This is a genomic window from Mucilaginibacter sp., from assembly GCF_039935595.1.
Lineage (GTDB): Bacteria > Bacteroidota > Bacteroidia > Sphingobacteriales > Sphingobacteriaceae > Mucilaginibacter.
In genome coordinates, this window is sequence record NZ_JBDTJZ010000081.1 from 1 (window position 1) to 12,715 (window position 12,715).

The 12,715-nt window shown below is 38.0% G+C and carries 12 protein-coding genes; 5 read left to right on the plus strand and 7 right to left on the minus strand.

All coding sequences use genetic code 11. The annotated features are described in order from the left end of the window. Together ABI367_RS05025 and ABI367_RS05030 are read right to left on the minus strand one after the other, a co-directional pair. Positions 1 to 1,213 (minus strand): STN domain-containing protein (locus ABI367_RS05025; protein WP_462227659.1); only part of this gene is annotated, 1,213 nt, incomplete at its 3' end. 255 nt (positions 1,214 to 1,468) lie between these two features. Further along, positions 1,469 to 2,521 carry a FecR family protein gene (locus ABI367_RS05030; protein ID WP_462227660.1) on the minus strand — a complete coding sequence of 351 codons (1,053 nt, stop codon included), beginning with the start codon at positions 2,519 to 2,521 and terminating at the stop codon, positions 1,469 to 1,471. A gap of 240 nt (positions 2,522 to 2,761) precedes the next feature. On the opposite strand from ABI367_RS05030, the gene ABI367_RS05035 reads away from it, so the two are divergent. The 3 genes from ABI367_RS05035 to ABI367_RS05045 all read left to right on the plus strand — a co-directional run bounded on the left by ABI367_RS05035 (position 2,762) and on the right by ABI367_RS05045 (position 4,844). Continuing rightward, positions 2,762 to 3,265 carry an RNA polymerase sigma factor gene (locus tag ABI367_RS05035; RefSeq protein ID WP_462227662.1) on the plus strand — a complete coding sequence of 168 codons (504 nt, stop codon included), beginning with the start codon at positions 2,762 to 2,764 and terminating at the stop codon, positions 3,263 to 3,265. 4 nt (positions 3,266 to 3,269) lie between these two features. Then, positions 3,270 to 3,908, plus strand: a complete 639-nt coding sequence (locus ABI367_RS05040) for a hypothetical protein (protein ID WP_462227663.1) — start codon at positions 3,270 to 3,272, stop codon at positions 3,906 to 3,908. Positions 3,909 to 4,262: 354 nt separating this feature from the next. Next, a complete protein-coding gene (locus tag ABI367_RS05045) occupies positions 4,263 to 4,844 on the plus strand; it encodes an RNA polymerase sigma-70 factor (protein WP_462227664.1) in 582 nt (193 codons plus the stop codon). A 21-nt stretch (positions 4,845 to 4,865) separates the two neighbouring features. On the opposite strand, the gene ABI367_RS05050 is transcribed toward ABI367_RS05045, so the two are convergent. After that, positions 4,866 to 5,219: a VOC family protein gene (locus ABI367_RS05050; RefSeq protein WP_462227665.1), complete on the minus strand. Its 354-nt coding sequence runs from the start codon at positions 5,217 to 5,219 to the stop codon at positions 4,866 to 4,868. A gap of 89 nt (positions 5,220 to 5,308) precedes the next feature. Here ABI367_RS05050 and ABI367_RS05055 point away from each other — a divergent pair, with 89 nt between their 5' ends. Then, positions 5,309 to 5,881, plus strand: coding sequence for a pentapeptide repeat-containing protein (locus ABI367_RS05055; protein WP_462227666.1), 573 nt, complete (start codon positions 5,309 to 5,311; stop codon positions 5,879 to 5,881). A 10-nt stretch (positions 5,882 to 5,891) separates the two neighbouring features. On the opposite strand, the gene crtD is transcribed toward ABI367_RS05055, so the two are convergent. Beyond that, positions 5,892 to 7,364 carry a 1-hydroxycarotenoid 3,4-desaturase CrtD gene (gene crtD / locus ABI367_RS05060; RefSeq protein WP_462227667.1) on the minus strand — a complete coding sequence of 491 codons (1,473 nt, stop codon included), beginning with the start codon at positions 7,362 to 7,364 and terminating at the stop codon, positions 5,892 to 5,894. 362 nt (positions 7,365 to 7,726) lie between these two features. Between crtD and ABI367_RS05065 the strand changes: the two genes are divergently transcribed. Further along, positions 7,727 to 9,238 carry a sensor histidine kinase gene (locus ABI367_RS05065; protein WP_462258035.1) on the plus strand — a complete coding sequence of 504 codons (1,512 nt, stop codon included), beginning with the start codon at positions 7,727 to 7,729 and terminating at the stop codon, positions 9,236 to 9,238. Between the two features lie 67 nt (positions 9,239 to 9,305). Here ABI367_RS05065 and ABI367_RS05070 read toward each other — a convergent pair whose 3' ends face one another. The 3 genes from ABI367_RS05070 to ABI367_RS05080 all read right to left on the minus strand — a co-directional run bounded on the left by ABI367_RS05070 (position 9,306) and on the right by ABI367_RS05080 (position 12,298). Further along, a complete protein-coding gene (locus ABI367_RS05070) occupies positions 9,306 to 9,455 on the minus strand; it encodes a hypothetical protein (RefSeq protein ID WP_462227669.1) in 150 nt (49 codons plus the stop codon). Positions 9,456 to 9,549: 94 nt separating this feature from the next. Beyond that, positions 9,550 to 10,557, minus strand: a complete 1,008-nt coding sequence (locus ABI367_RS05075) for an aspartate-semialdehyde dehydrogenase (protein ID WP_462227670.1) — start codon at positions 10,555 to 10,557, stop codon at positions 9,550 to 9,552. Between the two features lie 673 nt (positions 10,558 to 11,230). After that, complete coding sequence (locus tag ABI367_RS05080) at positions 11,231 to 12,298, minus strand: YncE family protein (protein WP_462227671.1); 1,068 nt, start codon at positions 12,296 to 12,298, stop codon at positions 11,231 to 11,233. Positions 12,299 to 12,715 lie beyond the last annotated feature (417 nt).

The window sequence follows — 12,715 nt, forward strand, 5'->3', positions numbered from 1 at the left end:
CCAAATTGCCGTTTGCTTGCGCATCAGCCTGTGAAGAAGGGCGGAGGCCGTTAATACCAGTACCGTATTCTGTTTGGTAATGAGTATAATCTAATGCCTGGCTAGCGGCAAAGTTTGAACTAATTTCTACACTAAATTTCGAATTCTTAGCACCGCTTTTGGTGGTGATCATAATTGCGCCATTACCAGCCCTTGAACCATATAGCGCTGCTGCTGTTGAACCTTTAAGCACGGTCATTGACTCGACATCATCCGGATTGATCTGCTGAAGGGCATCACCCTGGTCTATACCGGGAGCACCCTCGGCACTACGTGCGTCCTGATCCATTGGCAAACCATTGATTACAATTAAAGGTGAGTTTTGTACGCCCGCGGCTGCAAACCCCGATTGCCCACGCAAACGTATCCGGTTACTTGCGGAAGCACCGGCTGTTGGCGGTGCAATATCCAAACCAGCTATTTTTCCCTCCAATGAGGTCATCACGTTGGTAGTACGATTTTGGGTTATCTCATCAACCTTTACCGTTGATGTTGCGTACCCCAGCTTTTTCGATTCTTTTTTAATGCCTAAAGCGGTTACCACAACATCATCCAAAACTCTTGTTTGTGTTTGCAATACTACGTTTACTACCGTACGGGTACCAACGGCTTCAATTTTTGTTTCGTACCCTACATATTGAAACACCAGTGCCGAATTATCATTGGCAACTGTGATGTTATAAGTGCCGTTTTGATTGGTAACCGTACCGGTTGAGTTGTTGCCTTGCACATATACGGTTACACCAATAAGTGGCTCGCCTTTATTATCTGTTACTTTACCAGTTACGGTTTTGGCAACAACCTCAGTTTGCGACAACCCGGAATTTTGCAATAAGGCAACGGTTTCCGACTTATTAATTCTGCTTAATACAATTCTGTTACTAATTACTTCGAATGCTATACCCCGTGGCAACAATAGTTTTGCCAGGATATCTCCAATTTTTTGGTTTTTCGCATCGATGGATACCTGTGATTCTTGTTCAACAAGGCTTTTACGGTAAACAAATCTATAGTTTGTTTGCCTTTCCAATTGTGTTAAAGCCGTTTTGAGGCTTGCGTTTTGAATAGTGAAATCAACTTGCCGTTCTAATAAAGCTTGCCCTATGCTTGGATTAGCGTAGGACATTCCTGTAAAAAAGGCAATTAGTACAATCTGACTAAAAGTGATTTTCATAATTTTCCAGGAAAAATGATTTGGTAAATAAATTTTCATACATTTAAATGTTAATTTTTTTAAGAAAAATGAAACAAAAAAGACCACTTCGCCTTGAAAAAGGCGTTCAACTACGGTCTGAACTTTAAGGATAGGAGTGTCTCCAGCACTCCTTTCTTTTTTTAGTGAAAGAAAATTATAATGGTTTTTTTTTATCCATACACATTAATTTAGGTTAACTGTTTTTATAATTGGTTGTTTTTATAATTGGCTCTCTTAATTGCTTTCTAAAATGAATTGATTATCCTTTACCTTATAGGTTACATTCAAGCTTTTCTTTATTATTTCCATAATTGATGGAAGGCTTTCGTCTGTAAAATCAGCGTTTAAGTAATCACTATTTATCTTACTATCGGTTGATGATATAGTAACTTTAAATTGCTTGCTAAGTATTCTGAACACTTCGGGCATAGGTGTATTATCAAAAGATATGCTGGTGTTTTTCCAAATGCTGATAGACGGATCAGTAATTTCTTGCTTCTTTTGAAGCGAATTTGATTTCTTATTATATATAGCTTCTTGATCTGGAGTAAGCATTAGCTGCTGTTTAACATCAGCCTTAACATTTTCAAAATCAGCTGTAGATTTTACCTGTGCTAAAACACTTACAGAAACTTTGCCGGTAACAACACTTACCTTAGTCAATTCATTTTTATAGGCCCTGATGCGAAAACTTGTTCCCCATACCTTGGTTACCACATTGTCACTGTAAATTGAAAAAGGTCTTTTAGCATCTTTAGTAACTTCAAAAAAAGCTTCACCTGTCATTGAAACCCGGCGGCTATGGGCGGCAAACAATTTTAAATAAGTTAATTTGGAGTTAGGGCTCAACCATACCTTGCTGCCATCTGATAGTACTATTTTTTTAATAGTATTGGTCATATTGGTAACCACAATTTTATTAGTTAATGCCGGTTGCGGCTTAGGGGTAGTGGGTACGTTAAAGCTATTGTTTGTTTTGTAATTGATAAACAAACCGATGAGCAGCATTGCAGCTATGCTGGTGGCCCAATAAATTATTTTTGCACGGTTTTGCTTTATCTTATTTAAACTATGCACCTTGTCTTTTTCGGCATATCCAATATCATCGAGAATATTATTTAACATTAATTGCTTAAACAATTCCTGTTCATTCTCAGAAAGATGAGAGATATCGTCGCTTAATGAATCAAAGGAATCATACCATGAATAAATCTCAGCAATTTCAATTTCGTTACACTCGCCTTTGAAATATTTTTCAAGAATAGCAGCGGGCAGGTTATTTTTCATCAATAATATGGTATAAGAAAATATTTATGGTTTATATATATATGTAACTTAAATGGTGCATTACCCCTATCCATTATTAAAATAATTTCTCAATAAAACTTTTTGTGATTTTTACTACATCACTTTTATATCTATTGCCGCGCCAGTTCTTAGTATTTTTATACTTGCTTTAAAAAAATGGTATATGGTGTAACATTTGGCGCACCCGGGCGAATAATTGGAAAATATCGATTGTATTAAATGCATAGAGATCAACAAGAGACATTATTTCTGGCCGTCATTGAACAGCATAAAGGGATCATTTATAAGATCGCTAAATCATTCAAAAAAGCCGAAGAAGATAAAAATGATTTGGTGCAGGAAATTATCTTCCAGCTATGGCGGGCTTTCCCGAGTTTTGATGAACGCTGCAAACTATCTACTTGGTTGTATCGGGTCGCATTAAATGTAGCCATCAGTTCATACAGGAAGGAAAAGAACAAAAATCAACTGATTATTCCATGGCCGGAAAACTTGATGGATTTTAGCATAGGTGAAGAACCCGATGGGGACAACCTGAATTTGCTGCAACAATTCATAAATGAATTAAAAGAGTTAGACAGGGCACTGATGCTACTGTATCTGGAAGAAAAAAGTGGTAAGGAAATGGCCGAAATATTAGGATTGTCCGAAGCCAATATCCGAACAAAAACCAGTCGTATTAAAGAACAATTAAAACAAAGATTTTCAACAATTAAACACTAAAGAAATGGAAGAAGCAACAATTAAGCAACTATGGCATGATTACGATCAGAAGCTTGAAAAAAGCCTGCAGATCAATTATAAAGTCCTCAGGGAAATGCAAACCCAAAAAGCAGACGTTCATATCAGTTCGTTTCGTAGAAGCCAGGTTTTCGGAGTAGTTGTGGGTATACTTTGGATATTGATCCTTGTGTTTTTGGTAGTAAACACCTTGCATAATATTTATTTTGTTATTTCTGTTGGGCTGATCGCTTTGTTTAACATTTTCGCGGTAGCTGCCTATATAAGGCACCTGGTTATATTGGACCAAGTAAATATTGCCGATAGCGTTACTACAGCACAGAAAAAATTAGCAATCATACAAACTTCGTTAAACAATGTGGGCAGGATATTAATATTGCAGGCCCCGCTTTATTGCACGTTTTGGTATAACCAGGATTTAGTGGACCATGGCGGAACAATGTTTTGGCTGATCAACCTCAGCGTTGTTGCTTTTTTTGTGGTAAGTTCTATTTATTTATTCAAAACGTTAACTTACAAAAACATCCACCGTAAATGGGTCAGAAAATTTATCGAAGGCTTTGGCGGAAAAGAATTGAGAACAGCGATGGAGTTTTTAAATGACATTGAAGAGTATCAAAAATGAGTGTAAAAGCTTTTATACCATACGCTCATAAATAACATTTTAACCCATCAAAAAAATGCCATGAACTTATTTTATAATGAATAAATGTAGCTACTAGACCAAGCTAATAAACGTCATACTTGTATTATAATTTAATAAACCATTTAACGGGTTTTCTAAGAAATATGTGCCCTCACATCACATATTTTTTGTTTTTTCGTATTATAAACACCAAATGAATTGATAATGTGTATTTAAATAAAGGTCAAACCGACCTTTATTTAAATAAATCGCTAAATTGCATTTGATTATAATACCAATAAACTAAAAGAATTATATATACGACGCTCAATCGCTATATGTTTCTATTGTAAAATGATGAAGTTAGCTAACCTTTCGGACGATAAATTAGTAGAGCTTTTCGAACAGGGAAATATTGCGGCTTTTGAAGAAATATATAACCGGTATTGGCTGGAACTTTATAGCGCCGCGTATAAAAGGATAAGGGAACGGGAACCATCTCAGGAAATTGTTCAAAATTTATTTACTTCGTTTTGGCTAAATCGCGGCAAATTTAAAATACATTCTTCTTTGCAGGGATATCTGTTTACATCAATCAGGTATCAGGTATTAAACTATAAACGGGACGAAGCTGTAAAAAACTCCTATAACGAATCGCTTTTAGTGGTGGATAATAATTCGTTTGATAACTCAACCGAAAACTATATAAACTATAAGGAGCTCAAAGAAATAGTAGAGACATGTGTTAACCAACTCCCCATCAAATGCCGTTCGGTTTTTGAACTTAGCCGTAACCAGCATAAAACAAATAGGGAAATAGCCCAACAATTGCAAATTTCAGAAAAAACCGTAGAAAACCATCTGACCAAAGCCATCAGGTATTTAAGAAAAAATATTGATACGTTATTGGTATTGGTTGTGCTGATTAAACATTGACCAATGTTTGATTAAATCAAATTATTGCTCAACAAAATGCCAGCATACCCCGGCAATATCAATCATATTTAGCTCTTTACCATAAGGTTGCTGCACAATATCATTAATGCGTATGCCATATTTTGCGGCGAGGCGTTTCTCAATTATCATATCCCTGAAGCCGGTAACATTGGTCACTTTTACGCTGAGCATAAAATTTTGAGCAAACTGGGGCATATTAAAGTGTTGTAATATAAACCGGCATTCGTCTTTTTGAAACCCTATGTAATCGCCCTGGTCCCAGTTAATACTAAAACCTAACTCCAGAAAAAGCTGCTTTGAGCCTTCAAAGTTGCTGCCCGACGGCACAAAAGCCTCTATTGATAAAAATTTCATAAGTTTTTTTATTTAAAAATAATTAAATAACACCTGATTTTAGCAGCAATACATAATCCGGTATATTTGCCGTACGTCAACTTGCCTCGATGGAAAAATCAATATACGAAGATCAAACTTTTGATAAACTTATTTATACCGAACAACGCATAACCGGCAAAGAGTTTCAAAGCTGTACATTTAAAAACTGCGACTTTACCAACAGCGATCTGTCAAACACCAAGCTACTGGAATGTACTTTTGAGGGCTGCAATTTAACCATGATAAAGCTGGATAAAACAACTTTAAATGATGTGGTTTTTAAAGGATGTAAACTGTTGGGAATTAATTTTAGCGTTACGCAGGATTTTTTGTTTAGCGTTAGGTTTGAGAATTGCATATTGGATTACGCCTCATTTATGGATAAAAAAATGCCTAAAACCCATTTTATAAAAACCACCTTAAAAGAGGCAACCTTTAGTCGTGCCATATTAACCGGCTCTGTTTTTGACGAATGCAACCTTAACGAAACCATTTTTAATCAGACCGACCTTACCGGCGTTGATTTTAGTACGGCCTATAATTATATTATTGAGCCGGAATTGAATACTATTAAAAAAGCCATTTTTTCGTCGCAGGGATTAGCCGGGTTGTTAACTACTTATGATATTAAAATAGTTTAGCTTCTTGACTCTAATCTACCCACTCACTCACAATTTTTGCAGATAGTAAACAAAGCGGTATGCCGCCACCGGGATGAACACTGCCCCCGCAGAAGTACAGGTTTTTAATTTTTGATGATTTGTTGGCATGGCGCAAAAAAGCGGCAAACCGGCTGTTTGAACTAGTACCATACAGCGAGCCCTGGTACGAAGATGTTTGGCTTTCAATACTGCGCGGATCTAAAATGCGTTCGCAACTGATTAACGGCGCTATATCCTCGCCCAATAAGCGCGATAGCTTGGTTAAAATATTTTGGCGCGCTGTGTTTATAAGCGTGTTCCAATCCTGCCCGGTATTGGCCGGCACGTTTATCATGGTAAACCAGTTTTCGCAACCCGGGGGGGCGTCATCAGGTTTATATTTCGAGCTGATGTTCAGGTAAACTGTGGGGTCGTGGTAAATATTGTTTTGCTTCCAGATATGGTTAAACTCGGCTTTATAATCGGCACTAAAAAAAATATTATGCAGGTTTAATTGTGCAAACTGTTTGTTAATGCCCCAATAAAATATCAATGCCGAGCTGCTACGTTCCTGCCCTAATATCTTTTTAGGATGCAGATGAGGATAGTCTTTAAGCAACCGGTGATAAGTAAACCAAACATCCATATTTGATACCACTACATCGGCTTTTATCAATTGACCATTTACTTTTACGCCATCGGCTTTATCCTCATCTAAAACCACCTCTTGCACGCGTGAATTATAATGAAATGTAACGCCCATATCTTTGGCCAGTTTAACCAACGCGGTTACAATGCTATACATTCCCTCTTCGGGAAAATACGCGCCATAGTGTTGCTCTAAATGGGGTATCACGTTTAAGGTAGCCGGTGCTGTATAGGGGTTTGAGCCGTTATAGGTGGCATAGCGATCAAAAAGTTGTATAAGGTGTTGGTCGTTAAAATAATCTGCATTGGCATTATGCATGGTGCGCCCGGCATCAATATGCGGCAGATTGATTATCGATTTAAGCGTATCCCATCTTAAATAGGTTTTTAACCGGTGTAATGACCGCTCTAAAAAAACATGATTGGTTATGTTATAAATGCGGCGACTGTTGTTTATATATTTTTTTATGCCTGCCGCCGGTTCGCCGGTAACGCTTTCAGCCTCCGTAATAAACTTATCCGCGTTGGCATAGGCTTTCAAGCTTTTGCCATCCTCATAAAAATAATGGCATATAACATACAGTTGCCGGTAGTTAAAATAATCAGCCGGAGTTTTGCCGGCCAGTTTAAAAAGCTCGTCAATATACTGCGGCATGGTAAGCAAACTGGGCCCTGCATCAAAGCGGAAACCATCATTGCTAAATTGGGATAACTTACCGCCTGGATAACTGTTTGCCTCAAAAACATTAACCTGGTAACCTTTAACAGCAAGCCGTATGGCAGTAGCAATACCTGCTATGCCCGCGCCAATAACTAAAGCTTTTTTTTGAAGCATGCCGTAAATATAGTTACCCGCAAATTACAATGGCTACAATTGCGGGGAATTAAATGCACAATTTGATTATCTTTAAACAGGCAGAACGTAAAGTTTTAACATTAGTATATAATGTTTTTTAGCTTAAAAATATTTTTTTAGGTTTATACAAATGTATTATAGTTAACAATACGGCTTTAGGGGTTTTAATGTTAAAAGTGGTATAATTACTGCACAAGGTTGCCGGTTATTACATATACTGTAATTGTGAAAATTAAATTAAGCTACAAACCATAATTTTGAAGTTGAATACATTACCCTTAAAGCCTACCCCGTTGTGCGGCGCAAATTGTGTAAATACAGCTCACGCAACGCATGCCGGTATGGCCGACCAGGTTAAAGAGTTTTTTTTAAAACTATTTAATACGGCTGATTGGCCCCCGCGTTGGTTATGCGGCAACTGGAGCGATTTTCATGGCTGGCTTTATATTTTTTCTGACCTGCTGATATGGGCATGTTACTTTACCCTGCCTGTTCTCCTGTTTTTTTTGCTAAAAAGGCGTAAGGATATTCCCTTTACAAAAGTTGTATGGCTGTTTATATGCTTCATTATATTATGCGGAGCCACGCATCTGCTTGATGCCATAATATTTTGGTGGCCGGCCTATCGCTTAAGTGCATTACTGCGGCTAATTACCGGTATTGTTTCGGCCGCTGCAGTAGTTGGGTTATATAAAACATTGCCACGTATACATTCATTACGTACGGTAAATGATTTGGAAGCAGAGATTGCTGAACGCAAGGGCCTTGAAAAAAGATTAGCACAAAGCGAGTTTATGCTTGCCGAGGCCGGGCGGATGGGGAAAATGGGTGCCTGGGAAATTGACCTTATTACTTTTGAAACCGTGTGGTCAAGAATGATATACGATATTTATGAGCTGCCTTATGATTATGATACCAGCCTGCATGATATTGATGATTATTTTTTAGAACCCTATAACCAAATATTAAAGAGCGTAATTGACAGGGCTGTTGCCGAGGGTACAGCCTGGGATATTGACCTGCAGATACTTACTGCTAAAAAGAACTTAAAATGGGTGCGATCATACGGCGAACCTTTATATAACCGCACCGGCGACGTTACCAAACTGCGCGGGGTGTTTATTGATATTGAGCGATTTAAAAACACCGAACTGTCGCTCAATAAATCAATGGAGATGGTTTCGCAGAATAACATGCAGTTGAAAAGCTTTACACATATTTTATCGCATAATATACGTAACCATGCAAGCAATATAGCCCTTATATCATCGATGATAAATGAAGATACTTTGGATGAGCATAACAAGGAGTTGTTTGACAAGATAAAAAAAGTATCAGCCGGACTAAATACAACGTTGACCGACCTCTCGGAAGCTATAAAAGTAAGGGAGAGTGTGTTGACAGCCGAGCGGTTAAGCTTTAGCGAGGTAACCAAACAGGTTTTAGAGGTTATAGGTACAGATGTTAAAGCCCATAACGCGAAAATTGAAACTCAATTTAGCGTGGAATATGTAGACTTTCCGCGGGCATACCTGGAAAGCATTATTTTAAATTTACTCACCAATGCCATTAAGTACCGCAAACCGGGGGTTGATCCGCAGATCATATTAAAAACCTACATCGGCAAAAAGCATAAGGTTGTTTTTGAATGTACCGATAACGGGTTGGGCATTGACCTGGAAAAATATGGCGATAAGATATTCGGCCTGTACAAAACCTTCCATAACCATGCTGCTGCCAATGGCGTAGGACTGTTTTTAATTAAGATACAAATTGAATCGCAGGGCGGTGAAATTGAAGTAGATAGTACACCGGATGCAGGCTCATCATTTAAAGTTACTTTTAACGAATAGGTATTAAAAAGACTTACGAAGTTTCAAAAACTTCGTAAGTCTCTAAAAAGATTGTGAACGAAAGTTATTAAGCTTCAAAATGGCATTGAACAGCCTCGCGAATATTTGCTTTCAATCCATCTAACGTATCCGCTTCGGTAAATATGGCATCGCCAATGGCCCGCGCTGTATAGCCCCCCTCTAATGCTTCTTCTACTAAAAAGAAAATCTCATTCATATATCAAAATACACAATATAAATATAACAAAAAAGGGATAGTCCTTAGACCATCCCTTGTAAACTATAGTTCCCCCTTCAGGGGGTTAGGGGGCTTACGCTTCTACCGCTTCACCAACCAGTTTCTTAGCCACTAAATATTCCGCAATTTGAACAGCATTGGTAGCCGCGCCTTTGCGCAGGTTATCGCTCACTATCCAGCAGTTTAAGGTATTCGGCTGGCTTTCATCCCTGCGGATACGGCCCACAAATACTTCGTCCTTATCATGCGCGTCTAACGGCATTGGGTATTTTAAGTTAGCAATATCATCCGTAACAATAATGCCCGGCGATTTAGCCAACAACGCTTTTACTTCTTCTACATCAAAATCATTAGCAAACTCAATGTTAACAGATTCTGAGTGACCACCCATAACCGGGATACGCACCGTAGTAGCTGTAACACGTATGCTGTCGTCGCCCATTATCTTGTTGGTTTCTTTAACCATTTTCATTTCCTCTTTGGTGTAGCCGTTCTCGGTAAATACATCAATTTGAGGCAACACGTTCAGGTCAATTTTATACGGGTATGCCATAGGACCATCAATGCCTTTACGCTCGTTAAATAACTGCTCAACAGCTTTAACACCTGTACCGGTTACCGACTGATAGGTAGATACCACCACTCTTTTAATTTTATATTTATCATGCAGCGGCTTTAGGGCCACTACCATTTGTATGGTTGAGCAATTTGGGTTGGCGATGATCTTATCTTCCGGTGTTAATACATCGGCATTAACTTCGGGCACAACCAGTTTTTTGGTTGGGTCCATGCGCCAGGCTGATGAATTATCAATTACCGTAGTACCGGCCGCGGCAAACAAAGGCGCCTGCGCGGTTGATGTGCTGCCACCTGCCGAGAACAAGGCGATATCCGGCTTCTGTTTAATCGCATCCTCAACAGAAATTACCTTATACTGCTTGCCCTTAAAAGTGATCTCTTTACCTACACTTTTTTCTGATGCAACCAATAATAATTCTGTTACCGGGAAGTTGCGTTCTTCAAGAACCTGCAACATTTTGGTGCCCACCAAGCCCGTGGCACCCACAACTGCGATTTTCATTTGTTTTGTTTGTTTATAAATAAATTAATTATTTGAACCCCAAATATCGGCATTTTTTTGTTTTATGGCTAACACGATTGTCATTTTAACGTGAGTTGAGTATATCAATTACAAAAAATGACCCGTTAGGGTCTACCTATTTGTAGCATATAATAAAAATGATTTGTTATGACCCGTAGGATCTACCCTTCGCGAATTTGGGTAGCCCCTAAGGGGCATTTAAGTAATGGTGGCAAATTATTTCTACAAACAGGTAGACCCTACGGGTCAATACTGCCGCAACAAACCCAGGTATTTTAAGCTCGATTTTTTTGGTAAAATGGTTTACAAACGTTTACATAATTAGAAAATAATAATTATAATTGGCTGATAATCAATGTATTAATAAAATACAGGGTTACACAAAATGCAATTTTTCGCCGATAAATAGTACCTCGCGGGTCTAAGTTTAGTTCAACTTAAATTGGTTTCCATAATGCTTTAGCTTTCAGATTAATAAGAGAAGTTGGTCCGGATTTATAATCCCCAGACTACATTTTTTGGGATTTATAATCTCCGGTAAGCGTTTATTAATTTACCACAAGCTTTGCGGATATGCGGATTGCAAATCCGCGTATAACTTAGTCCGGGATTATATAAATTCGGACTAACTAGGAGAAAATTGAGAAGCAGCCTATTTCTTTACCAGCAAAACCTTGACAGGATTGATACCTGTGTTTATTTGATATATTATCTGGCGATTATTGTCAAAAGTGTATATTAATTTGTTCAAGGCACTGGCAACAAATACTTCACCGGTATCATTATTAACCGCAATTGCCGATCCGAAAGTGTTTTGGGCAAAAATTTCAGGTTTTGTAATTGTTTGATGTTTGCAGTCAAATCCCGAAACCTGAAAATCAGTACCCGTATAGTAAAGTAAATCGCCGCTCACTACCAGTGGCGAACCATACGCTAAATTTAAATCCGGTAATAATACCACCGCATCGGTGGTATTATCTATTTCTACCGTCGAAGGTAACATCTTTTTGTTATCGCCTAAACATCCCACGTAAACGTGGCCATAGGTGTCGGCTGCCATCGAAAAAGGGTTGACGTTAGAAACAGTAATGGTTTTTATAACAGTCAATCCAGCCAGATCGATAACTGAAACAGTGTTGTTATAAACAGGGGGATTGTTAATACCCGAATTAGCCACATACAATTTATTGTTCGAGACAACCATTTGTTCAGGATACGAACCAACAGTAATAATTTTATTGATGGTTAGGGCGGCAGTGTCGATAATAGATACTGTACCTTGATAGGATGTTACAAAAGCATTACTACCAACGAAAACAATGCTGCGGGGTTGATTTATATTGATCTGTTTTATCAGCTTTGCGGTTTTGGCTTCCATTACATCTATAATATTAGAGTTGGTTACCGTAACGAACATTTTAGAGCCATAGATCTCCGCATCATTACCCGTGTCGCCTAAATTAATGTTGTTTGTCAAGCTAAATATTGTAAACTTATGGTTCATTAAATTCCAGGAATTCCAGGTAGAGAAGTCGAAATAACTCAGTACGCTATTATTGGCCCCCGAATTACCCTGGTTTAATACATATATACCTGCAAAATTATTTAACTGTGGCGGAGTGGTCGGGGCCACTATTTTATCAACCTTATGGCAAGACACGGCAATAATCGCCAAAACGGCAACCGTAACGCATAATTTTAGGTTTTGAAGGTATTTCATAGCATTTTTAGGTAATATAATTACGTTTTTGTTTAATTTTTTAACAAGCGGTCACTCAAAAAATACCTTAAAACTACAACAAAATATTGCCGTACGCTAACTAAGATATAAATTCTTCTTCATAAAACGGGCTTTCGCCTTTGTTGGTGTTATCACCAACAAACCGGATGATTATAAATTTAATAAATATTTCCGTTACATGTTGGTGATAACACCAACATGGGCGAAAGAGCTTTGCGGATATGCGGATTGCAAATCCGCGTTTAACTTAGTCCGGGATTATATAAATCCGGACTAACCTTTAGATTAGCAAAGTATATAAAAGAAGCTTATTATTATTGTTGTTAACTTTCTTTTTGCTTCTTTTTCTTTGTTAACAACTTCGATTTTTGTGGAAAAGTTAACAACGGTAAAGGC

Bases quoted from the DNA above. Each gene is read 5' to 3' on its own strand.
- ABI367_RS05030 (WP_462227660.1), bottom strand. From the start codon at position 2,521: ATGAAAAATAACCTGCCCGCTGCTATTCTTGAAAAATATTTCAAAGGC.
- ABI367_RS05065 (WP_462258035.1), top strand. From the start codon at position 7,727: ATGGCCGACCAGGTTAAAGAGTTTTTTTTAAAACTATTTAATACGGCT.
- ABI367_RS05040 (WP_462227663.1), top strand. From the start codon at position 3,270: ATGGAAGAAGCAACAATTAAGCAACTATGGCATGATTACGATCAGAAG.
- ABI367_RS05045 (WP_462227664.1), top strand. From the start codon at position 4,263: ATGATGAAGTTAGCTAACCTTTCGGACGATAAATTAGTAGAGCTTTTC.
- ABI367_RS05070 (WP_462227669.1), bottom strand. From the start codon at position 9,455: ATGAATGAGATTTTCTTTTTAGTAGAAGAAGCATTAGAGGGGGGCTAT.
- crtD (WP_462227667.1), bottom strand. From the start codon at position 7,364: ATGCTTCAAAAAAAAGCTTTAGTTATTGGCGCGGGCATAGCAGGTATT.
- ABI367_RS05035 (WP_462227662.1), top strand. From the start codon at position 2,762: ATGCATAGAGATCAACAAGAGACATTATTTCTGGCCGTCATTGAACAG.
- ABI367_RS05050 (WP_462227665.1), bottom strand. From the start codon at position 5,219: ATGAAATTTTTATCAATAGAGGCTTTTGTGCCGTCGGGCAGCAACTTT.
- ABI367_RS05055 (WP_462227666.1), top strand. From the start codon at position 5,309: ATGGAAAAATCAATATACGAAGATCAAACTTTTGATAAACTTATTTAT.
- ABI367_RS05080 (WP_462227671.1), bottom strand. From the start codon at position 12,298: ATGAAATACCTTCAAAACCTAAAATTATGCGTTACGGTTGCCGTTTTG.
- ABI367_RS05075 (WP_462227670.1), bottom strand. From the start codon at position 10,557: ATGAAAATCGCAGTTGTGGGTGCCACGGGCTTGGTGGGCACCAAAATG.